22 protein-coding genes, 1 pseudogene and 2 riboswitches are annotated in these 20,260 nt (G+C 33.3%); of the genes and pseudogenes, 12 read left to right on the top strand and 11 right to left on the bottom strand.

What is annotated here, in order from left to right; genetic code table 11:
* Positions 1-9 precede the first annotated feature (9 nt).
* From menH to menC, 4 genes are all read left to right on the top strand, one after another.
* A complete protein-coding gene (gene menH / locus V5E38_RS17320; RefSeq protein ID WP_499210902.1) occupies positions 10-837 on the top strand; it encodes a 2-succinyl-6-hydroxy-2,4-cyclohexadiene-1-carboxylate synthase in 828 nt (275 codons plus the stop codon).
* Positions 834-1,652 carry a 1,4-dihydroxy-2-naphthoyl-CoA synthase gene (menB, locus tag V5E38_RS17315; RefSeq protein ID WP_098429601.1) on the top strand — a complete coding sequence of 273 codons (819 nt, stop codon included), beginning with the start codon at positions 834-836 and terminating at the stop codon, positions 1,650-1,652. The genes menH and menB overlap by 4 nt, the downstream gene beginning before the upstream one ends.
* A 207-nt stretch (positions 1,653-1,859) precedes the next feature.
* Positions 1,860-3,302: an o-succinylbenzoate--CoA ligase gene (locus V5E38_RS17310; RefSeq protein WP_499210901.1), complete on the top strand. Its 1,443-nt coding sequence runs from the start codon at positions 1,860-1,862 to the stop codon at positions 3,300-3,302.
* Between the two features lie 11 nt (positions 3,303-3,313).
* Positions 3,314-4,423: an o-succinylbenzoate synthase gene (menC, locus tag V5E38_RS17305; RefSeq protein WP_097979314.1), complete on the top strand. Its 1,110-nt coding sequence runs from the start codon at positions 3,314-3,316 to the stop codon at positions 4,421-4,423.
* A gap of 47 nt (positions 4,424-4,470) precedes the next feature.
* Here the strand turns inward: menC and yidD are convergent, their stop codons facing one another.
* Both yidD and ytzI read right to left on the bottom strand, forming a co-directional pair.
* A complete protein-coding gene (gene yidD / locus V5E38_RS17300; protein WP_098233478.1) occupies positions 4,471-4,725 on the bottom strand; it encodes a membrane protein insertion efficiency factor YidD in 255 nt (84 codons plus the stop codon).
* 24 nt (positions 4,726-4,749) lie between these two features.
* Complete coding sequence (gene ytzI / locus V5E38_RS17295; RefSeq protein WP_097979312.1) at positions 4,750-4,896, bottom strand: YtzI protein; 147 nt, start codon at positions 4,894-4,896, stop codon at positions 4,750-4,752.
* A gap of 166 nt (positions 4,897-5,062) precedes the next feature.
* On the opposite strand from ytzI, the gene ytkD reads away from it, so the two are divergent.
* Positions 5,063-5,542: an RNA deprotection pyrophosphohydrolase gene (gene ytkD / locus V5E38_RS17290; protein WP_097979311.1), complete on the top strand. Its 480-nt coding sequence runs from the start codon at positions 5,063-5,065 to the stop codon at positions 5,540-5,542.
* Between the two features lie 921 nt (positions 5,543-6,463).
* Here ytkD and V5E38_RS17285 read toward each other — a convergent pair.
* From V5E38_RS17285 to V5E38_RS17270, 4 genes are all read right to left on the bottom strand, one after another.
* Positions 6,464-7,270 carry an ABC transporter permease gene (locus tag V5E38_RS17285; RefSeq protein WP_499210900.1) on the bottom strand — a complete coding sequence of 269 codons (807 nt, stop codon included), beginning with the start codon at positions 7,268-7,270 and terminating at the stop codon, positions 6,464-6,466.
* Complete coding sequence (locus V5E38_RS17280) at positions 7,263-8,027, bottom strand: ABC transporter ATP-binding protein (protein WP_499213596.1); 765 nt, start codon at positions 8,025-8,027, stop codon at positions 7,263-7,265. The genes V5E38_RS17285 and V5E38_RS17280 overlap by 8 nt, the downstream gene beginning before the upstream one ends.
* A gap of 12 nt (positions 8,028-8,039) precedes the next feature.
* A complete protein-coding gene (locus tag V5E38_RS17275; RefSeq protein WP_499213595.1) occupies positions 8,040-9,032 on the bottom strand; it encodes an ABC transporter substrate-binding protein in 993 nt (330 codons plus the stop codon).
* Positions 9,033-9,204: 172 nt separating this feature from the next.
* Positions 9,205-9,693: an RrF2 family transcriptional regulator gene (locus V5E38_RS17270; protein ID WP_499210899.1), complete on the bottom strand. Its 489-nt coding sequence runs from the start codon at positions 9,691-9,693 to the stop codon at positions 9,205-9,207.
* Positions 9,694-9,931: 238 nt separating this feature from the next.
* On the opposite strand from V5E38_RS17270, the gene V5E38_RS17265 reads away from it, so the two are divergent.
* Positions 9,932-10,375, top strand: coding sequence for a carboxymuconolactone decarboxylase family protein (locus tag V5E38_RS17265; RefSeq protein ID WP_499210898.1), 444 nt, complete (start codon positions 9,932-9,934; stop codon positions 10,373-10,375).
* Between the two features lie 70 nt (positions 10,376-10,445).
* Here V5E38_RS17265 and V5E38_RS17260 read toward each other — a convergent pair whose 3' ends face one another.
* Positions 10,446-10,973 carry a hypothetical protein gene (locus V5E38_RS17260; RefSeq protein WP_499210897.1) on the bottom strand — a complete coding sequence of 176 codons (528 nt, stop codon included), beginning with the start codon at positions 10,971-10,973 and terminating at the stop codon, positions 10,446-10,448.
* Between the two features lie 198 nt (positions 10,974-11,171).
* Positions 11,172-12,758, bottom strand: coding sequence for a phosphoenolpyruvate carboxykinase (ATP) (gene pckA, locus V5E38_RS17255; RefSeq protein WP_097979305.1), 1,587 nt, complete (start codon positions 12,756-12,758; stop codon positions 11,172-11,174).
* A gap of 311 nt (positions 12,759-13,069) precedes the next feature.
* A riboswitch (SAM riboswitch) is annotated at positions 13,070-13,183 on the top strand.
* A 210-nt stretch (positions 13,184-13,393) separates the two neighbouring features.
* Between pckA and metK the strand changes: the two genes are divergently transcribed.
* Positions 13,394-14,590: a methionine adenosyltransferase gene (gene metK, locus V5E38_RS17250; RefSeq protein WP_056473295.1), complete on the top strand. Its 1,197-nt coding sequence runs from the start codon at positions 13,394-13,396 to the stop codon at positions 14,588-14,590.
* A gap of 149 nt (positions 14,591-14,739) precedes the next feature.
* Positions 14,740-15,729: an NAD(P)-dependent alcohol dehydrogenase gene (locus V5E38_RS17245; protein ID WP_499210896.1), complete on the top strand. Its 990-nt coding sequence runs from the start codon at positions 14,740-14,742 to the stop codon at positions 15,727-15,729.
* Between the two features lie 125 nt (positions 15,730-15,854).
* Here the strand turns inward: V5E38_RS17245 and V5E38_RS17240 are convergent, their stop codons facing one another.
* Positions 15,855-16,019: a hypothetical protein gene (locus V5E38_RS17240; RefSeq protein WP_176522696.1), complete on the bottom strand. Its 165-nt coding sequence runs from the start codon at positions 16,017-16,019 to the stop codon at positions 15,855-15,857.
* Between the two features lie 471 nt (positions 16,020-16,490).
* A complete protein-coding gene (locus V5E38_RS17235) occupies positions 16,491-17,096 on the bottom strand; it encodes a hypothetical protein (RefSeq protein WP_499210895.1) in 606 nt (201 codons plus the stop codon).
* 160 nt (positions 17,097-17,256) lie between these two features.
* Between V5E38_RS17235 and V5E38_RS17230 the strand changes: the two genes are divergently transcribed.
* Positions 17,257-17,712 carry a MarR family winged helix-turn-helix transcriptional regulator gene (locus tag V5E38_RS17230; protein ID WP_499210894.1) on the top strand — a complete coding sequence of 152 codons (456 nt, stop codon included), beginning with the start codon at positions 17,257-17,259 and terminating at the stop codon, positions 17,710-17,712.
* An 88-nt stretch (positions 17,713-17,800) separates the two neighbouring features.
* A riboswitch (purine riboswitch) is annotated at positions 17,801-17,900 on the top strand.
* Positions 17,901-17,974: 74 nt separating this feature from the next.
* On the top strand, positions 17,975-19,282 hold the full coding sequence (locus V5E38_RS17225; RefSeq protein ID WP_499210893.1) for an amidohydrolase family protein: 1,308 nt from the start codon (positions 17,975-17,977) through the stop codon (positions 19,280-19,282).
* 45 nt (positions 19,283-19,327) lie between these two features.
* Here V5E38_RS17225 and V5E38_RS17220 read toward each other — a convergent pair whose 3' ends face one another.
* Entirely contained in the window at positions 19,328-19,837 is a 510-nt protein-coding gene (locus V5E38_RS17220; RefSeq protein WP_499210892.1) for a DinB family protein, read from the bottom strand.
* Positions 19,838-19,963: 126 nt separating this feature from the next.
* Here V5E38_RS17220 and V5E38_RS17215 point away from each other — a divergent pair, with 126 nt between their 5' ends.
* Both V5E38_RS17215 and V5E38_RS17210 read left to right on the top strand, forming a co-directional pair.
* The gene (locus V5E38_RS17215; protein WP_499210891.1) at positions 19,964-20,101 is read left to right on the top strand and encodes a hypothetical protein; all 138 of its coding nucleotides are present in this window, start codon (positions 19,964-19,966) and stop codon (positions 20,099-20,101) included.
* Between the two features lie 22 nt (positions 20,102-20,123).
* Positions 20,124-20,249: pseudogene (locus tag V5E38_RS17210) on the top strand (DUF2332 domain-containing protein); the annotation flags it as partial.
* Positions 20,250-20,260 lie beyond the last annotated feature (11 nt).

Below are 20,260 nucleotides of genomic sequence, written 5' to 3'. Positions count from 1 at the left end.
TTCTTGTTCATGGAAATTAAAATAAATGAGGTCACATATTCATATATTGAATCTGGCCAAGGGCAAACTATATTATTATTGCATGGTTTCACAGGTTCAAAGGAGACATGGGGAAGTTTAATAAGTAAACTAGAACGAAATTATCATGTAATAGCAATTGATTTATTAGGACATGGGAAAACAGATTGTCCAATTAATGATGAACGGTACAGAATGGAATTTGCTGCTAAAGATTTACATGATTTTTTAGTAAAAAAGCAAATTGATTCGGTGCATCTATTAGGCTATTCGATGGGAGGTAGACTAGCCCTCTATTTCGCTTTAGCCTATCCAACAAAAATTAAATCGCTTATGTTAGAAAGCTGCACGGCTGGTCTTAAAACTGAAAATGAAAAATTAGCTCGAATCGAACAAGACAATCATTTATCTTCAATGATCCTAAATGAAGGTATTGAAGTATTTGTTAATTATTGGGAAAATATTCCCTTATTTGCAACTCAAAAGAATTTGACATCAGAGTCACAACAAAAGATTAAACAAGGAAGATTAAATCAGTCACTAATCGGCTTAAGTAATAGTCTAAAAGGGATGGGCACGGGCATTCAACCATCTCTATGGAGTGACTTGAAGCAATTTAAAAAACCTACTTTATTAGTTTGTGGAGAATATGATGAAAAGTTTTGCTTAATAATGGAGAAAATGAACGAGAAGCTAGAAAATAGCCAAATTATTAAAATTCCACACGCAGGCCATGCAATTCATGTGGAACATTCGGAAAAATTTGCTACAATAGTAATTGGGTTTTTATTGAAAAGTGAAAAGGAGGAAATTTCATGACTATTGAATGGGTACAAGAAAGAAAGTATGAAGAAATTTTATATTCTACATATAATGGAATTGCTAAAATTTCAATCAATCGTCCGCACGTACATAACGCATTTACACCATTAACAGTATCGGAAATGATTGATGCTTTTGCTTATGCAAGAGACGACGAAAAAATTGGTGTTATTATTTTAACAGGTGAAGGTGGAAAAGCATTCTGTTCTGGTGGAGACCAAAGTGTTCGCGGACACGGTGGTTATGTTGGACAAGACCGCATTCCTCGCCTGAATGTTTTAGATTTACAACGCTTAATTCGCGTTATTCCAAAGCCTGTAATTGCAATGGTAGCTGGTTATGCAATTGGTGGAGGTAACGTATTAAACGTAGTATGTGACTTAACAATCGCAGCTGAAAACGCTAAATTTGGACAAACTGGTCCTAAAGTTGGTAGCTTTGATGCTGGTTATGGCTCAGGCTATTTAGCTCGTATTGTAGGGCACAAAAAAGCTCGTGAAATTTGGTACTTATGCCGTCAATATAATGCACAAGAAGCATTAGATATGGGCTTAGTCAATAAAGTAGTACCTTTAGAAGAATTAGAAGCTGAAACAGTTCAATGGGCTGAAGAAATGCTTGAAAAGAGTCCAACTGCACTTCGCTTCTTAAAAGCAGCAATGAATGCAGATACAGACGGTTTAGCTGGACTTCAACAGCTAGCTGGAGATGCAACACTTCTTTACTACACAACTGAGGAAGCAAAAGAAGGTCGCGATGCATTTAAAGAAAAACGTACACCTGATTTCGATAAATTCCCACGTTTTCCTTGATTTGAAAGAAGATAAAAGCTTGATGAGAAATCATCAAGCTTTTTTGCACATTAAGAAAGTATAAATTGGCAGCGGAGATGAAACCTCGACGTAGTTGTCCAATCTAGGAATTAAGTATAAATGCAACTACGCCTCTATCTTCGCCAATCGAAGAGTTTTCTTTAATGAACTTTTGTAAATTTAGATATTAGTCAGGAAGTGTTTTTGATGAATCAAATTCCGAATTTTTTGCTTGAGAGAGTAAGATTAACCCCTAATCGAATAGCAATTGCAACAGATGGGGAAGAAATTACGTTTAAGGATTTACATGATCGAGTTATAAATCTTGCATATAAATTTCACCATTTTGGTATAAAAGACGGATCTCATGTTTCGGTTTTAATGAATAATTCTGTTGAATTTATAGAAGTTGTTTATGCACTTCATTATATTGGAGCAACATCAATTTTATTGAATATAAGATTAAGTGATGACGAAATAGTATATCAATTAGAAAATAGTGATTCTGTATTTTTAATCGTAGCGAAATCAAATACGGTGAAAATTCCTGAAAATATAAAACTGTTAAATATAAATGAAATGGAGAACAGTGAATCAAAGGAATTTCCAATCAAGTCTAATTTTGATGGTGATAAAATCGCAACTATGATGTACACATCTGGTACTACTGGTTTCCCAAAAGCAGTTTTACAAACTTATTTTAATCATTGGAGCAGTGCAATTGCTTCAGTATTAAATTTAGGATTAGATCATAAAGATGTGTGGCTAGTCTGTTTGCCAATGTTCCATGTGGGTGGTTTATCTACTGTATATAAAAGTGCCATTTATGGCATGAAAATTGTGTTAACGAATAAAGCTGATGCACATACGATTAAGGACTGTGTCATAAAGCATAATGTAACAATTCTATCTGTTGTAACAAAAGTATTAAATGACCTATTAACTATTGTTGAAGGTACAAATGATTTAAACAGCGTAAGGGCAGCTTTACTTGGTGGAGGGCCTGCTCCGTTACCTCTTTTACAAAAGGCAAGAGAATTAAATGTGCCAGTCTATCAAACATACGGAATGACTGAAACTTGTTCACAAGTAGCAACGCTTTCTCCTGAATATATGCTTTCTAAAATTGGTTCGGCAGGTAAAGCTTTATTTGGATGTACGCTAGAAATAAGAGAAAATCAACGAACTTGTTTACCAAAAGAAGTAGGAGAAATTGTAGTCAAAGGGCCGAACGTGAGTAAAGGTTATTATAAACTTTCCAAGTTAACTGATTCATCTGAGTATCTTTATACAGGTGATTTGGGTTATGTAGATGAGGATGGTTTTTTATTTGTAGTTGACCGTAGAAGTGACCTAATTATTTCCGGTGGAGAGAATATATATCCAGCAGAGATTGAATCAGTACTAATATCGCATCCAGATATCATTGAAGCTGGTGTAACAGGCAAAGAAGACCCGAATTGGGGAAAAGTACCTGTTGGATTTGTTGTTAGTAAATCCTCTAATCCTCCGTCTCAAGAAGAACTAATCGAGTATTGTCGAGATAAAATCGCAGGGTATAAAATTCCAAAGGAAATATTTTATGTAGACAACCTACCAAGAAATGCAACAAACAAGCTAGTTAGAAGAGAACTACTTAAGCTTCTATAAGGGGAATAAACATGTTGATAAGGCAAATAGAATTATTTTTAATTGAACAGCCTCTAAAAGTACCTTTTAAAACAAGCTATGGTACATATGAAAAACGTGAAAGTATAATTGTTAAAATTTTAGATGCAAACGGAATATACGGTTATGGAGAAGTCGTTGCTTTTTCAGAGCCTTGGTATACAGAGGAAACGATCCAAACAGCTCTACATACTTTACAGGATTTCTTTATACCGATCTTATTAAAAAAGCAGTTTAACCATCCAAGTGAAGTTGCTACACATTTAAATCAATTTAAAGGCAATCAAATGGCTAAATCTGGGCTTGAAGGTGCATATTGGGATTTGTATAGTAAACTACATTCAATCACTTTAGCACAAGCTTTAGGGGGCAATAAGGCAGAGATACCAGTTGGGGTAGTAATTAGTATAGACGAGCCAATAAAAATGTTGAAACAAATTAGTGCATATATAAAAGAAGGCTATGAACGATTTAAAGTTAAAGTTTCAAAAGAAAATGATTACGAAATTGTCTCAACTATACGAAATAACTATCCAACAATCCCTCTAATGATTGATGCCAATTCAGATTATTCGATTGAAGACATTCCGAAACTAAAAAAATTAGATGAATTTAATCTGTTAATGATCGAACAGCCCTTCGGCGAACGCCAATTCATCGAGCACGCTATTCTTCAAAAGGAAATTTCTACTCCAGTCTGCTTAGATGAAAGTATATGTTCCATAGAGGATGTTCAAATTGCGTATGAATTAAACGCATGCAAAATCATTACCGTAAAGCCTGGGAGAGTCGGAGGATTAACTAAATCAATTGAAATTCATGATTATTGTGTTGAAAAGAATATTCCAATTTGGGTTGGAGGCATGATTGAAACCGGGATTTCTAGAATTCAAAACGTTGCATTAGCATCTCTTCCCGGATTTACAATACCAGGAGATATTTCGGCTTCATCTAGGCATTGGGAGCATGATCTTATTTTTCCAGAAGTAGCTTTAATAAATGGAAAAGTTAAAGTACCAGTTGGCCCTGGTTTAGGGGTAGAAGTGGATGAAGAGAGAATCCGAAGCATTTCTAAAAAGATTTATCAATATACTTCTCAATAAAAATCACTAATTAAAAAAATACGATCAAATTAAACTTGTTATTCATTTCAAGTTTCTTTGACCGTATCTTTTTTTGTTTCCTTATTTATTTTATCAGGTACTGGATCATATCCACCTGGATGTAGTGGGTGACACTTAAGTATTCTTTTAGTCGTTAAATAAGTTCCTTTAAGGGCACCATGAGTTTGTATTGCCTCTAGTCCATAACTAGAGCAAGTTGGATAGAATCTACATGATGGTGGCGTTGCAGGTGAAATCCATTTTTGATAAAATCTAATGATTCCAATTAAAATTTTATTCATATACAAACCTTTCGTCTGCTAGAATTATTTCTCATCATGGTTATTTTTCATTTTTACGTCTTCTAGCTTATCGACTTTATGTTGTACACCATAGCCTTTATTTACAGTAAGAACGAAAGCACCGAATACAACAACGATAATTATTCCACTAACAATAAATACTCCAGTCATACTATATCCTCCTAAATAGTTATACTACTATGATATAGTATACTGTCCAATATGCAAGGCAATCAAATATTTTCATAAAGTTTCAGGAATATTATTTCAATAATGATGAAACATTTTAATAGAAATAGTACAATGGAAAAACAAGTATGAATGTAGGAAGGTTAAAATGTACATATTTAAAGATTTTTACCATAATACAGTTGAATTATCGTTTGAGAAACATCCATTTTCACTCAATCCAAAACATGTTTGGGTTATTTGTAAATACAAAGACCAATGGTTACTCACAGACCATCAAAGAAGAGGATACGAATTCCCAGGTGGAAAAGTCGAGGAAGGCGAGTCACCTGAAGAAGCAGCAAAACGTGAAGTTTTAGAAGAAACAGGTGGAAATGTATCTAAAATTAATTATTTAGGGCAATACCGAGTTACAGGTAAGGATAAAATTATTATAAAAAATATTTATTTTGCCGAAATAGGAGAACTTTTAACACAAAAGCACTATTTTGAAACAAACGGCCCAGTATTGTTAGACGAATTTCCACCAAACATAAAAAAAGATCGCCGATTTAGTTTTATCATGCGTGACGAAGTATTTTCACAAAGTTTAAGTTACTTGAATACTAAAAAAAGCTCACTTTTATAAGGTGAGCTTTTTTTATAGTTTCATGAGGATGTAAGATAGCGCAAAAAAGAAATTAGGTTCCTCATAAGGGGTTCATGAGGAAGTAAAACAGCTCAAAAAGGAAAAAAGGTTCCTCATAAAGGGTTCATGAGGAAGTAAGACAGCTCAATTAGGGGAAAAGGTTCCTCATAAAGGGTTCATGAGGAAGTAAGACAGCTGAAAAAGGGGAAAAGGTTCCTCATAAAGGGTTCATGAGGAAGTAAGACAGCTGAAAAAGGGGAAAAGGTTCCTCATAAAGGGTTCATGAGGAAGTAAAACAGCTGAAAAAGGGGAAAAGGTTCCTCATAAAAGGTTAATGAGGAAGATAAAACGGCATGAAAAAAAGCACACATATTAAGTGAGCTTTCAGAGTGTTGAAATATAAAATAGTCAATATGGAAAACGGACATTAAATGAACTTTTATTTAATAATGAAACTATCATATTTTGGATGTTCTATTGATGGTTTTAAATGTTAATATGTTTGAGCAATTTCATGTTTCCATTTTTCAGAGGTTATAAATATTTGAGCTGATATTTAGAAAAACAGATTAGTTTAATTAATGTTTTATTTTCATTGACCACAGACTGATTAATAAACAACTGTTAGATTACGCTAAGTAAAGGCTATTTGATTAGATTTTTAAAGTAGACTTTTTTCGATGAATAAGTTGATTGGAACCGAGGGATGCTCGACTCCTATGGGATAAGCGGGAAGGCTGAGACCCCACAGGCTTGCCGAGGAGGCGAAAGAATTTCGCCCCATGGAAAGCGAGCATCCTGTAATGGAAATCAACATTACTCTACTCCTTTTATGAAAATTTGATAATTAATTGAAAAGTTGTTTTTCAACAAAGAGAAAGCTCACTATAGTAAGTGAGCTTTAAGTCATATTAAACCAAATTATTTCTTTATTGTTTTTCGCTCAATATATTCAACAATAATATACATCAAAGCAGCACATACACTTATGATTAATACACTCATTAGAACAAGAGTGAAATTAAATACTTGGAAGCCATAAACGATTAAATAGCCAAGTCCGTTTTTTGAAACTAAGAACTCTCCGACAATCACTCCTACCCAAGCTAATCCGACATTTACTTTTAATGTTGAAATGACGGTAGGTATACTAGCAGGAAAGATAACATTTTTAAAGATTTGAGTTTTTGTAGCTCCAAAACTTTTAATGACTTTTACATAATTTTCATCTACCTGTAAGAAGCCTTGATAAATAACCAGCGCTGTTATGACAAAACTTATTATGATCCCCATGGCAATTATGGACGAATATGAGGGGCCAAAAATTACAATGATGATTGGACCAAGCGCGACTTTTGGCATGGCATTAAAGACTACTAAAAATGGATCAAGTACTTTTGAGGCAAATGGATACCACCAAAGAATGATTGCTAGAATGATCCCGATAATTGTGCCTAAAATAAATCCAACGAGTGTTTCAGTGATTGTAGTCATAGCATCATGGTAAATGGAGCCATCTCCCAATTTTGCGATGAGTAAATCGTAAATCTTAGAAGGTGAACTAAACAATAATGGGTCAATTAGTTTTCGATGACTTAAAAGCTCCCAAGCTATAAAAAAGATAATAATAATTAATAGTTGGAAGAAAAATATGAGTAGCTTTTTACGGCGATTTTTTTTGACGATACTAGTGTGATAGGATTTTAGTTCGTCATTTACTTTATCCACGTTTCTCCAACTCCTTCCAAATCGCAGAAACATAAGAAGAAAAGAGTGATTGGTGTCGTGTTTCAAAAGGAGAGCGAACACGTAATTCTTCTGGTAAATTGAAAATTTTTGATATTTTTGTAGGCGCATTTGTTAGCGTAATAACCCGATCACACATAGCTACCGCTTCTTCAATGTCATGTGTTACTAAGATAGCAGTAGTATTTAACTTCTTAAATAAGTTGAAAACTAATTCTTCAAGTTTTACTTTATTTTGATAGTCTAGAGCGGAAAATGGTTCATCTAATAATACAATCGAAGGGCTTGTTGAAAGAGTTCTCACTAAGGCAACGCGTTGTCTCATCCCACCTGATAATTCTCTTGGGTACGCATTTTCATAATCCTTTAATCCAACTTCATTTAACAATTCTAGCGTTCGATTTTTATTTTCTTCGGTATCCTTATCTAGAATCTGAAGACCTAGAAAAATATTTTCTTTAATTGTTTTCCAAGGGAATAAATAGTCATGCTGAAGCATGTAACCAATTTCTCCCGATTTTATATCATAAGGCTTCCCTTTAAACTTCACTGAACCATTATATGGTGTAAGCAATGAGGAAATAATCGATAAAAGTGTGCTTTTTCCACAGCCACTTGGGCCTAATACAGATACAAATTCACCTTTTTCAACTTCAAACGTTAAGCCATCCAATATTTTAATTGCCTTTTCCTTCGATGAAAATACATGAGAAATATCATTAACTGTTAGATAACTCATTTTGTTAACCAACTACTTCTCCGTAGATTTTTCGGCAAATTTTGTATCAACTAAAACTGAGTGTGGAACTTCTTTTGGTAATACACCAGAGTTCTTCATAATCTTTTGAAGATTATTCCACTCATCTTCTTCTAATATTGGATTTGTTGAATAAGAATTTTGAGACTTATAACGATCAATAACTTTTACTGAAATGTCTAAAGGCGTATCTTTAAAGAATGGTGCAACACTTTTTGCAATCTCTTCTGCAGAATGGGTATCAACCCATTGTTCAGCTTCATAAATTGCATCTGTAAACTTTTGAGCTGTTTTCGCATTCCTCTTCAAATAACTTTCTTTTGCTATAAAAGCAGTGTAAGGAACTTTTCCAGACTCCAAGCCAAATGAAGCAACGATTTTACCTCTTCCTTCTTTTTCCATAATACTTGCTGTAGGTTCAAATAATTGGACATACTCTCCAGTACCTGAAGCATATGCATTCGCGATATTTGCAAAGTCAATATTCTGAATAAGGTTCAAATCTTTATGTGGATCGATCCCATGTTTACTTAGGACGTATTCGCCAACCATTTGTGGCATTCCACCTTTTCTTTGACCTAAAAATGTTTTGCCTCTTAGTTGATCCCAATTAAATGGTACAGTTTGATTTCTAGCTACTAGAAATGTTCCATCAGTTTGAGTCAATTGGGCAAAGCTTTTTACTGGGTCATTTGCCCCTTGAGCGTATACATATATAGTTGTTTCTGGCCCAACTAATCCTATATCTGCACCGTTTGACAATACAGCAGTCATCGTTTTATCTCCACCAGCAGTAGTTGTTATTTCAACATCCAATCCATGCTTTTTGAAGATTCCTTCACTAATGGCCACATATTGAGGTGCATAAAATAATGAATGTGTCACTTCTGCAACTCTAACCTTTGTGGTACCATCTTTAGGTTTATCTTTCGAACATGCACCTAAAATAGAAGCAACTAATAAAAACAAAATAACGAGCCATTTGATTTTCATTTAATCCCTCCTAATCGAAAATATACAATTAGCCTATGCAATAGGAGAAAATGGGTGAATGCGGAGTAAAATGTGCTAAAATCGCTCGGTTACATATGAGTTATCTGATGTGGTTGAACAAAGAAAAACCTCTCTTACTTCCTTTTTTAGGAAATTAGAGAGGTTTTTATCTACTCTTTGAAAAATATTTTCGAGTATCTTCACGTATTTCGTTAGGCAAAACACTTTCTAATTCTTTGTTTAACCATGACAGTGTTTTACTGCGTAAATACTCATGCATTTTTTCTTCGGCAGAGAGCATGACTAAATTGATCGTGCAGGTGGCACTTGCAGTACAACCTTTTTCTCTAATAAGATAGCCGTTATCTTTAATATTTTTACATTGAAATATAGGCTTAGAACCTTCAATTGCTTCAATTACATCCCAAAAAGAAATTTCTTCTGGAGATTTAGCTAGTTTAAAACCACCTTTAACTCCTGGAACTGAACTGACAATACCAGCTTTAGAAAGCTTACTAAAAATCTTTGAAAGATATGTATCTGAAACACCTTGAAAGAAGGATAGGTCCTTTATTCCAATCGGAGAATCTTCAGGAGTGTCAATTAAATAAACAAGGCAATGAAGTGCATACTCAACTCCAACGCTATACTGCATCAAAACACCTTCTTCATAAATGAGATTATTTTTAATTAATCTTAGAAATGTTTTATTTCTTTGTCAAACATTTACTTTTAGGAGTAACTCAAAGTTAAAAGAAGTTTGACATAATGAAATAAACAATTTAATATAGATGGTATAAATCGGCGATTAACTTTGTCGCCAATTTATATATTTCCAAAAACTACAATTAATTCAATTATTTTTAGAATTAACTTTTTTAGGGGGAATTAAAATGGAAAAACAAATTAATTATTCAAAATTAGCACCAGCAGCACTTAAAATAATGATGGAAATGGAAAAGTTTATTAAAGCAACTGATATAGACCATAAACTTCGTGAACTTATCAAAATTCGCGCTTCACAAATAAATGGTTGTGCATTTTGCCTTGACATGCATACTTCTGAAGCGAGGGAAATAGGAGAAACGGAACAACGTTTATACTGTATTAGTGCATGGAGAGATTGCGATTTTTACACAGATGCAGAAAAAGCAGCTTTAGAGTTAACAGAGCATATTACACAAATTTCGAATAAAGGTGTTTCTGAAGAACTATATAATCGTGTAAGTAAACACTTTAGCGAAGAAGAATATGTAAATCTTGTATTCATAATCAATCAAATTAACAGTTGGAATCGTATTTCTATTTCTATGGGAAATAGACCTGCTGAAAAATAAGATTCTAATTATATTTGATAAAAAATAAAAAATGAGCCAATCTTCGGCTCATTTTTTTAATGTAATTTTTTCAATTCTTATGAAAATTTTGTACCTTTATAACATCGCTTTTTATTAATTTATTTTTATTAGAATATATTTTTATAGTGTAGAAATCATTATTATTTTTAATATAATTTTTTTGATCTATTGTCATATTTGAAGTAGCAATAGAACTATTGAGATCAAAAACGGCTCTTCTATTTATGATTTCGTATACTTCATTATGATTTATTTCTTCAATATTGACACCAAATATTGATTGGACTTTTTTAGGTAGTTCTATTTCTATTCGACCATTTTTTATATCGTTTTTAAAACGTTCCGGTACTGATACGACCAAATAATATTCAACTCCATAAAGTAATTGATTGTCAGAATTTTTTATTTCAAAATATCTTTTGGATAAAGATTCAATATTCGGCTCACTTTCTTTAGATGTTTGTGAATCATGCTTATCTAATTTTTGAGACGAGGTACCAGTATTAAGTAAAAAATAGGTAGTTAATAAAATTGCTGTAAATGAAAAAATCAGAGTTAATAACTTTATTGATCTCATTAAAATCCTCCATTAAATCCGATAAAATAACTGGTGAGTATTAATGATATTCAGTCAAATTCAATATTATATTAATCTTATTCTTTAAATGTAAAAAATTTCCTTTTAATGAGTAATCTAGTTGTTAAATAAAAAAAGGCTGCCAAAAAGTCATAAATCCCGACTTATTGGACAGCCCTTACATTTTACTTTATTAGATTATTTTAAAGGTCCACCAAGTTCAGCTAATTTAGCATCAAAGCCTTCAAATTTTTTGAAGTTTTCTTTGAATTTAGTTACTAATTCAAGAGCTTTTTGATCATAAGCTGATTTGTCTTCCCAAGTAGTTGAAGGAACTAATACGCTATCAGGTACACCAGGTACATGAGTTGGAATTGCTAAACCGAAAAACTCATCTTGTGTAGTTTCAATGTTGTTTAAATCACCTTCAAGTGCAGCGTGAACCATTGCTCTTGTGTAAGAAAGATTCATACGTTTACCAACGCCATATTCTCCACCAGTCCAACCAGTGTTTACTAAGAATACATTTACATTATGTTTTTCAATTTTTTCACCAAGCATTTTTGCATATTCTACAGCTGGAAGCGGTAAGAATGGTGATCCGAAACATGTTGAGAATGTTACTTGTGGAGAAGTAACGCCACGCTCAGTACCTGCTAATTTACTAGTAAATCCACTTAAGAAGTGGTACATAGCTTGCTCTTTTGTTAGTTTACTGATTGGAGGTAATACTCCAAATGCATCAGCTGTTAAAAAGATAATTGCATGCGGATGACCAGCAACACTTGGCTCAATGATATTTTGAATTGCTTGCATTGGGTATGCAGCACGAGTATTTTCTGTTAAAGTTGTATCATCATAGTCAGCTAAACGGCTATCAGATTTAACAACAACATTTTCTAACACTGTACCAAATTTAATTGCAGAGAAAATTTGTGGCTCTTTTTCAAATGTTAAATTGATACATTTAGCGTAGCAACCGCCTTCAATATTGAATACACCATTATCTGACCAGCCGTGCTCATCATCACCGATTAACTTACGGTCTGCATCTGCAGATAATGTAGTTTTACCAGTTCCTGAAAGTCCAAAGAATAATGCTACATCGCCTTCGCTACCTACGTTAGCAGAACAGTGCATTGGTAAAACATTATTTTGTGGTAATAGGAAATTCATGATTGAGAAAATAGATTTTTTCATTTCTCCAGCATATTCCGTTCCACCAATTAAGATAATTTTCTTTTCAAATGATACAATAACAAATGCTTCTGAATTTGTTCCATCAACTACTGGGTCTGCTTTAAATGTTGGAGCAGAAACAATTGTAAATTCTGCTTCATGAGTTTGCAGCTCTTGCTCAGTTGGGCGAATAAATAATTGATGAGCAAATAAGTTGTGCCATGCAAATTCGTTAATTACTTGGATAGGTAAACGATACTCCGTGTCAGCACCAGCAAATCCTTTAAATAAGAATAATTCGTTACGATCTTTTAAGTAGTTAAGTACTTTGCTATATAATTTTTCGAATACGTCAGCAGAGATTGGTTGATTTACTGAACCCCAATCGATTAAATTTTCAACAGATGCCTCTTGAACAATAAATTTATCTTTAGGTGAACGTCCAGTATATTTGCCTGTTGAAACGCTAACTGCTCCTGTTGACGTTAAAATTCCTTCTTGTCTTGTTAGGACTTTTTCAACTAACTCAGAAACGCTTAGTTGGTTATACACTTGATTACTAGTAAGTAATTCGTTTAATTCAAAGTTTACATCAACTGTCTTCATATACTAATACCATCCTTTAAATATAATTTGTCTGCCATGTAGGTATCTCGATAAATAGTATAACACATTTATTTTAATAGTGTATACTATTAGTTGGCAAAATGTGTTATGAATTTGATTAAAAAATAAATTTGAGTAAAATTTACTTATTTAATGAAGTAGTTTATTAAATGTAAGTATAATAATTAGTAATTTCCCATTAAATAGAAATGAATGTAGAGATAAAGTTATTGTAGAATTATGTTTAAGTTATGATGAAAATTGTTGACAAGAAAGTGAAATTTTAATATGATACTTTTCATACGGATACTCTCTTATCCCGAGTAGGTGGAGGGATACAGGCCCTACGAAGCCCAGCAACCTCACTTTTAGTGAAAGGTGCTGAACCTGATGCAAGACTTTTTTTATGTCTTGGACGATAAGAGCGAAAGGTAAATAACCAAGAACCCTTTCCTCATGTAATATTTGATAAGAGGAAGGCTTTTTTTTTGCTCAAAACTTAAATACAGTGGCAATTTCGTAATTTACACTGAGTTATCTTTATCTTAAATGGGAAACATAGGAATAGGAACAAACTTTTTATTCTTATGTTGAGAAAAAAGAGATCCGTCACATTCAATTTAGGAGGGGACTCAATGTCACAACGTCGTTTATTTACTTCAGAATCAGTTACAGAAGGACATCCAGATAAAATCTGTGACCAAATCTCAGATTCAATTCTTGATGCAATTTTAGCAAATGATCCGAATGCTCGTGTAGCAGCGGAAACTTCAGTTACAACAGGTTTAGTACTTGTTGCAGGTGAAATTACAACTTCTACTTATGTAGATATCCCAAAAATCGTTCGCGAAACAATCCGTGAAATCGGTTATGACCGTGCAAAATACGGATTTGATGCAGATACATGTGCAGTTTTAACTTCTATCGATGAGCAATCAGCAGATATCGCTCTAGGTGTAGACCAAGCTTTAGAAGCTCGTGAAGGTAGCATGACAGATGAAGAAATTGAAGCAATCGGTGCAGGAGACCAAGGTTTAATGTTCGGTTTTGCTGTAAATGAAACACCTGAATTAATGCCACTTCCAATTTCATTATCTCACAAAATTGCTCGCCGTTTAACTGAAGTTAGAAAAAATGAAACAGTTTCTTACTTACGTCCAGACGGTAAAACTCAAGTAACAGTTGAGTATGATGAAAACAACAAACCAGTTCGTATTGATGCAATTGTTGTATCAACACAACATGGTCCAGAAGCTACTCAAGCTCAAATTGAAAATGATATTAAAGAACTTGTAATTAAACCAGTTGTACCAGCTGAGTTAATTGATGAAAACACAAAATTCTTTATCAACCCAACAGGTCGTTTCGTAATCGGTGGACCTCAAGGGGATGCTGGTTTAACAGGTCGTAAAATTATTGTTGATACTTACGGTGGATATGCTCGTCACGGTGGTGGCGCATTCTCTGGTAAAGATGCAACTAAAGTTGACCGTTCCGCTGCTTACGCTGCACGTTACGTTGCGAAAAACATCGTGGCTGCTGGCTTAGCTGATAAAGCTGAAGTTCAATTAGCATATGCAATTGGTGTAGCTAAACCAGTTTCAATCGCTATTGATACTTTTGGTACAGGTAAAGTTTCAGAAGAAAAATTAGTTGAAGTAATTCGCAACAACTTCGACCTACGTCCAGCTGGAATTATTAAAATGCTTGACCTACGTCGTCCAATTTACAAACAAACTGCTGCTTATGGTCACTTTGGCCGTACAGATATCGATCTTCCTTGGGAGCGTACTGATAAAGCAGAAGTTTTAAAAACTGAAGCAGGTCTATAATAAATGATTAAGGCTGAATATGGCATATGCTATATTCAGTCTTTTTTGTTTAGTTAGATTCACACTGTTTTATTCTACATAGAGGTATACTTAAAAATCATTTTTCATAGGTTTAAATGACTCAATTAAAGTTTGTAATGGAGGAACCAATGAAAGCGATTATATGTACAAAATATGGTCCACCAGAAGTTCTTCAAACAACAGAAGTTGAAAAACCAAAAATAAAAGATGATGAGGTATTAATTAAAATACACGCAACAACTGTAACCGCAGGAGATGTAAAACTTCGAAGCTCCGATTTTCCTTTTATGTATTGGCTACCTTCACGACTTATGTTTGGCCTCACTAAGCCGAAAAATCAAATACCAGGTTGTGAGCTTGCAGGAGAAATAGTCACAGTTGGCAAAAACGTAAGAAATTTTAAAACAGGTGATCAAGTTTTTGGATATAGTGGATTTACTTTTGGAGCTAATGCTGAATATATCTCTTTACATGAAGAAGGTGTTCTAGCTAAAAAACCAATAAATATGTCCTTTGAGCAAGCTGCAGCTGTACCTGTTGGGGCGCTTACTGCATTACACTTTCTAAGGAGAAGTATTATTCAAAATGGACAAAAAGTACTTATTTATGGTGCTTCAGGAAGTGTTGGAACATATGCAATTCAGTTAGCTAAATATTTTGGTACAGAAGTTACCGCATTATGTAGTACATCAAATTTAGAATTGGTAAGGGCTTTAGGGGCAAATAAAGTAATTGATTATACAAATGAAGATTTTGCTAAGAGTAAGAAAACTTATGACATTATTTTTGATACGGTAGGTAAAAGCTCCTTTCCTAATTGTAAAAGATTGCTTAACAAGGACGGGGTCTATTTATTAAGTGCAGTATGGAAGCTTTCAGTTTATTTTCAAGCTATATGGAGTAATGTAATTAGTAATAAAAAAACCATACTTGGTGTAGCGAATATGAACTATGAAGATTTAAACTATATAAAAGCACTTATTGAAGCGGATAAATTAAAAGCTGTTATTGATCGACAGTACCCGCTTGAACAAATTGTTGAAGCACATCGTTACGTAGAAAAAGGGCATAAGAAGGGGAATGTCGTTATTAACATTCGAGGGATTTCAGACTGTTGACAAACGCTTGCTTTCTTCGGTGCTTCACCTCTATATACGGTGCTTATTACCTGCGTCTCAAAAAATAAGCTAACTTTTTATTTACACAAAGAAATCCCTCAAAATGACTTTTTGAGGGATTTCTTTTATAGATTTTCATTTTGCTGTCTGATTTCTTCTCCAGCTAACATTATATTGGCTGTTTCAATTTTACGGTGCTCATCCACAGAATGGCCTGGATCAAGATTATTAAGGTCTGCTTGTATTTTCATTTGCTCTTCATTTCTGATGGGGTTATTTTTTTTGCTCAATTTCATTACCTCCATATATATAGTAGAGAGTAAGTGAAACTCTCGTTGTTTTAGTCTTAACGAATTGACTAACTTCATTCTAATTTTTAGAAGTAATTGATTTTACTTGCTTAATTCATTTATTAATTTTTTAAAGGTGAGATAAGCAGGCTTAATCGTATAATCATCCTTCATAATACCAAATTGATGAAATAGGTCGTCTTTTGAACTATCAGCATCCCTTAAACCAAAAAAATTCATAATGAGTAATATTTAATTCCTGACGCAGTGAATAGACTGTTCGAATAATTACCTCAAGTACGATTGATTGTTGCTCATATGACCTTTCGATTTGTATAAGTGGATTTTTGCCGGTAGGCCATCCATTCTCTGTAATGTGGATTGGAAGAGTTGACGGGAAACCATTACTATCCAATATTTCTCGAAATTTACGTAGTATGTTTTCTACTGAAACAGCAACTTCCTCAATTTTTAATGGTTCCTCAAATACATAACATAAAAATTATGACCTACATAATCAATTGATTGAATGAATTCGTCCCCACCAATTTTTATTAAATTTTCCCAAAAATGTGGAACTGTCTTTTCTCCCTCAGGAACTGAGCCAAATCCAACTTTAATAGGTAAATTGCTTTTTTCAATTTCTACTTTTACAGTTAGAACGCCTTGTACAAGCGCTTCTAATACATATGGTTTGGAGCCATCCATAAATGATAAATTAGGTTCATTCGTGATTTGAATTGAATCAAGGAAGGTGCCATACTCTTTAATTACTTTACGAACAAAATCTAACCAATAATCTAGAGATAGACTTGGATCCATGAGGCAGCCAATTGTTAAATCACCTAATAAACCTGCTTTTTTATATCGATTTAGAGCGTTAAATACTTTTTCTTCTGTTTCTGGTCCCATATAGACTGCATACATTCTTGGTAAAAGCTGATTAGTATTGCCTTTTAGCTCTTTAAGTGCAGTAGCTATTTTTTCATAATTATCATCAGGACCAGTAGCTAATCCTATAGGTGTACCAGCTACGCTAAGAGGATAGACACTAAAAGTTAATCCAGTTGAATTCATCTACACCACTCCTTTAGTTAAGTAGTAAATAATTATTTACTTTTTAATTTAGCTTAATTTATTGATTTATGATATTATCGAATTATATCTCGGGTAAATAATAAACTTTTATTTACTATATGTCAATTTAGAAATTTTTCCTAGAAAGGTTTGTAATAAAATGAATTCAAATCCAAATCAAATCGCAGAGAAGTTTATCCAACTACTACCTTTAGTTTTTAATAAGTTTAACAAGCAAAGCTCTAAAAATACTTTAAAGATTAAGCAATCCGAGCTAACTCATTTGCAAAGTCATATACTAGAAGAATTGTTTCAAACAGTAGATGGAATTTCAATTACAGAGCTAGCTCAAAATATAAGCATTTCTAAACAGCAAATGACTCCATTAATTATGAAATTAGAAGAAAAAGAATATGTTTCTAAAATTCAAGATCCGAATGATAAACGAAGTGTAAAAATTATCCTTACTGAAAAAGGTAAAAAAGTTGTCACAAAACGATGGGAAGATTTTTATCATATTTTTTGTGAACGGATCGGTCAGCTTGATGAGGAAGACTTGCTTGATTTAGACTACTCAATGCATAAGATTATAAGAATACTTGGGAAATTAGAATAGAGTGTATATTGAAAGGTAGGAATCCCGATTAGTTTTTGTTAAATTATAGAAATCCTTGAACATTACTTACCAATCGTATATTATGTTTTAATATAACAACATACAAAAATGTATAACCTCATTGATATGGTATGAGGGTCTCTACCAGGAACCGTAAAATCCTGATTACGAAAAAGAATGTAATTTTATTTACATCTTTCTTCGTAATCAGGATTTTTTTTATTTTCACACAATTATGAAAGTGACTAGGGAGGAAAAAATAATGAAAACAGTCTATATAAATGCAACATTTTTTACAATGGATCAAGAAAATAAAATCTTTGAAAACGGTATGATGATCGTTCAAGATCAATTCATTACTTATGTCGGAAATCATTCTGAAGAGTTCAAAAAGGATGCGGATCAAATAATTAATCTTCAAGGGAAATGGGTAATGCCAGGACTTGTAAATACACATTCTCATATTCTTATGACGCTTTTACGTGGTATTGGAGATGATATGCTGCTAAAGCCTTGGTTAGAAACTAAAATATGGCCAATCGAAAGACAATATACAACGGAAATTGCTTCTGTAAGTGCACAGCTTGGTATTTTAGAAATGGTTAAATCGGGAACTACAGCATTCTCAGATATGTTTAACCCTAATGGAATCGATCCAAACAGTGTCATGGAGACAATTGGTGAAACTGGCATTAGAGGAGCATTTTCATATTCAATATTTAGCTTTGGTACAGAAGAAGAGCAAAGATTGAATCTTAAAGGTGCTGAGCAATTTTCAAAAGACTACAAAAGGTTTGCTGATGGCCGTCTAACAACGATGGTTGCACCTCATAGCCCATATGCATGTACACCAGAAGCTCTAATTGAAAGTGCACGTATCGCAAAAGAAAATGATTTAATGATGCACATTCATGTATCTGAAACAGATTATGAAATTCAAGATATTGAAACTCGTTATTCAAACCGACCTGTGGAACATCTTCGTCAATTAGGTGTATTTAATCAGCCGACAGTAATGGCTCACGGTGTAGTGCTAAATGATGAAGAAAGAGCGATCCTAAAGGAATATGATGTACGAGTTGCTCATAATCCAATTAGTAATTTAAAGTTAGGTTCTGGGGTTGCTGATGTGGTTAGTTTATTAGACGCTGGAGTAAAAGTAGGTATAGCTACGGATAGCACAGCATCTAATAACAATCTTGACATGTTTGAAGAAGTGAGAATAGCTGCACTGCTACAAAAAGGAATGTATAAAGATGCTACGAAATTCTCAGCACAAACTGCATTAACCTTGGCTACTCGAGGTGGCGCGGAAGCGATAGGAATGGGACATACTGGCTCACTTGAAGCTAATAAAAAGGCAGACTTTATTACAATTTATCCATTTGATAAAGAGCATTTACAACCATTAAGTAATGCCTATTCACACTTACTATACGCTGCACGTGGTAGCGATGTATGTGATGTATTCATTGATGGGAAAGCAATCGTAAAAGACCGTATTAGCTTAACAATTGATGAAGAAAAAGTAATCGCAGAAGTAAATCGATTACAGAGTAGATTTGTTTAATCTTACAAAGAAGAGCAGGAAAAGGATTTTCCTGCTCTTTCTATTTTAAAAATATCGTTCATTAATGATTTTTAAATGATGTAACTCATGGCCTGCAATAATATAAGCAATAGCACGAGGTGTCGTCGGGTGATTTAGAACATTTCCCTCATTTTCTAATGTTTCATTAGATAAGTTTTCTAGCATAGATAAAGTCGACTGACGAACTGTTTGATATTCATAAATAATTTTCTCTAGCTCAAGTCGATTAAAATTTGCATTTTCATTATAGGCATTCTCATCAAAAGACGGTAATGGATTGTGATCCCCTCTTGCAATTGCCAAAAGACGATAGCACATTATTCTTTCAGTATCTACTAAATGTCCTAGAACTTCCTTAATACTCCATTTCCCTTCCGCATATCGATATTCGGATTTTTCTATAGTGATTGCTTTAAAAAAACTGATTGATTCCTCTAATTGCTTCTTCAAAATAGTTTGTAAGTCACCTTCAGGAACTAGCTCAATATAACCTTTAAAGTGTGGATTATATTCGTTTGAATTTGGTCTGGACATCAATTAATCACTCCAAAGTTTTTATTTAAGATTTAAAGAGTAGAGTAGTACAATAAAGAAATTATAACGAATGGTAAAATTTTGTAAATAGAAGTTTGAAAAATAAAAATATTAAGGATGATTAATATGAATATTCAGCTGAAGGAACGTTTTACGCAATTTGCAAAAAATGAATGTGAAAAATCTAGTAGATTATATGAATATTTATCAATAAAAATTGCAGAAGACGAAGAGATTCATGATTTATGTACTTTACACTGGTAAAGGGAAAAGACAGTTTACTAAAAATGTTTGGGATCGAATGCTACATCTTGACTATTATATTGATGGGATAAAGCATGAAAAAGTAATTAGTGAAACAGAAGGTCATGGGAAATGGTTTGATGGAGGTTTTAGTAAAATTAATAAATAACAATGAAATGA

It is taken from the genome of Rossellomorea sp. GAMAL-10_SWC (assembly GCF_049568075.1).
In the GTDB taxonomy this organism is placed as follows: Bacteria; Bacillota; Bacilli; order Bacillales; family Bacillaceae_G; genus Gottfriedia.
This window is presented reverse-complemented; position numbering and strand designations above follow the sequence as displayed.

What these genes read in the sequence shown, in the direction of transcription:
- menH (WP_499210902.1), top strand. Translation starts at nt 10, where the DNA reads ATGGAAATTAAAATAAATGAGGTCACATATTCATATATTGAATCTGGC.
- menB (WP_098429601.1), top strand. Translation starts at nt 834, where the DNA reads ATGACTATTGAATGGGTACAAGAAAGAAAGTATGAAGAAATTTTATAT.
- V5E38_RS17310 (WP_499210901.1), top strand. Translation starts at nt 1,860, where the DNA reads ATGAATCAAATTCCGAATTTTTTGCTTGAGAGAGTAAGATTAACCCCT.
- menC (WP_097979314.1), top strand. Translation starts at nt 3,314, where the DNA reads ATGTTGATAAGGCAAATAGAATTATTTTTAATTGAACAGCCTCTAAAA.
- yidD (WP_098233478.1), bottom strand. Translation starts at nt 4,725, where the DNA reads ATGAATAAAATTTTAATTGGAATCATTAGATTTTATCAAAAATGGATT.
- ytzI (WP_097979312.1), bottom strand. Translation starts at nt 4,896, where the DNA reads ATGACTGGAGTATTTATTGTTAGTGGAATAATTATCGTTGTTGTATTC.
- ytkD (WP_097979311.1), top strand. Translation starts at nt 5,063, where the DNA reads ATGTACATATTTAAAGATTTTTACCATAATACAGTTGAATTATCGTTT.
- V5E38_RS17280 (WP_499213596.1), bottom strand. Translation starts at nt 8,027, where the DNA reads ATGAGTTATCTAACAGTTAATGATATTTCTCATGTATTTTCATCGAAG.
- V5E38_RS17270 (WP_499210899.1), bottom strand. Translation starts at nt 9,693, where the DNA reads ATGCAGTATAGCGTTGGAGTTGAGTATGCACTTCATTGCCTTGTTTAT.
- V5E38_RS17265 (WP_499210898.1), top strand. Translation starts at nt 9,932, where the DNA reads ATGGAAAAACAAATTAATTATTCAAAATTAGCACCAGCAGCACTTAAA.
- V5E38_RS17260 (WP_499210897.1), bottom strand. Translation starts at nt 10,973, where the DNA reads ATGAGATCAATAAAGTTATTAACTCTGATTTTTTCATTTACAGCAATT.
- pckA (WP_097979305.1), bottom strand. Translation starts at nt 12,758, where the DNA reads ATGAAGACAGTTGATGTAAACTTTGAATTAAACGAATTACTTACTAGT.
- metK (WP_056473295.1), top strand. Translation starts at nt 13,394, where the DNA reads ATGTCACAACGTCGTTTATTTACTTCAGAATCAGTTACAGAAGGACAT.
- V5E38_RS17245 (WP_499210896.1), top strand. Translation starts at nt 14,740, where the DNA reads ATGAAAGCGATTATATGTACAAAATATGGTCCACCAGAAGTTCTTCAA.
- V5E38_RS17235 (WP_499210895.1), bottom strand. Translation starts at nt 17,096, where the DNA reads ATGAATTCAACTGGATTAACTTTTAGTGTCTATCCTCTTAGCGTAGCT.
- V5E38_RS17230 (WP_499210894.1), top strand. Translation starts at nt 17,257, where the DNA reads ATGAATTCAAATCCAAATCAAATCGCAGAGAAGTTTATCCAACTACTA.
- V5E38_RS17225 (WP_499210893.1), top strand. Translation starts at nt 17,975, where the DNA reads ATGAAAACAGTCTATATAAATGCAACATTTTTTACAATGGATCAAGAA.
- V5E38_RS17220 (WP_499210892.1), bottom strand. Translation starts at nt 19,837, where the DNA reads ATGTCCAGACCAAATTCAAACGAATATAATCCACACTTTAAAGGTTAT.
- V5E38_RS17215 (WP_499210891.1), top strand. Translation starts at nt 19,964, where the DNA reads ATGAATATTCAGCTGAAGGAACGTTTTACGCAATTTGCAAAAAATGAA.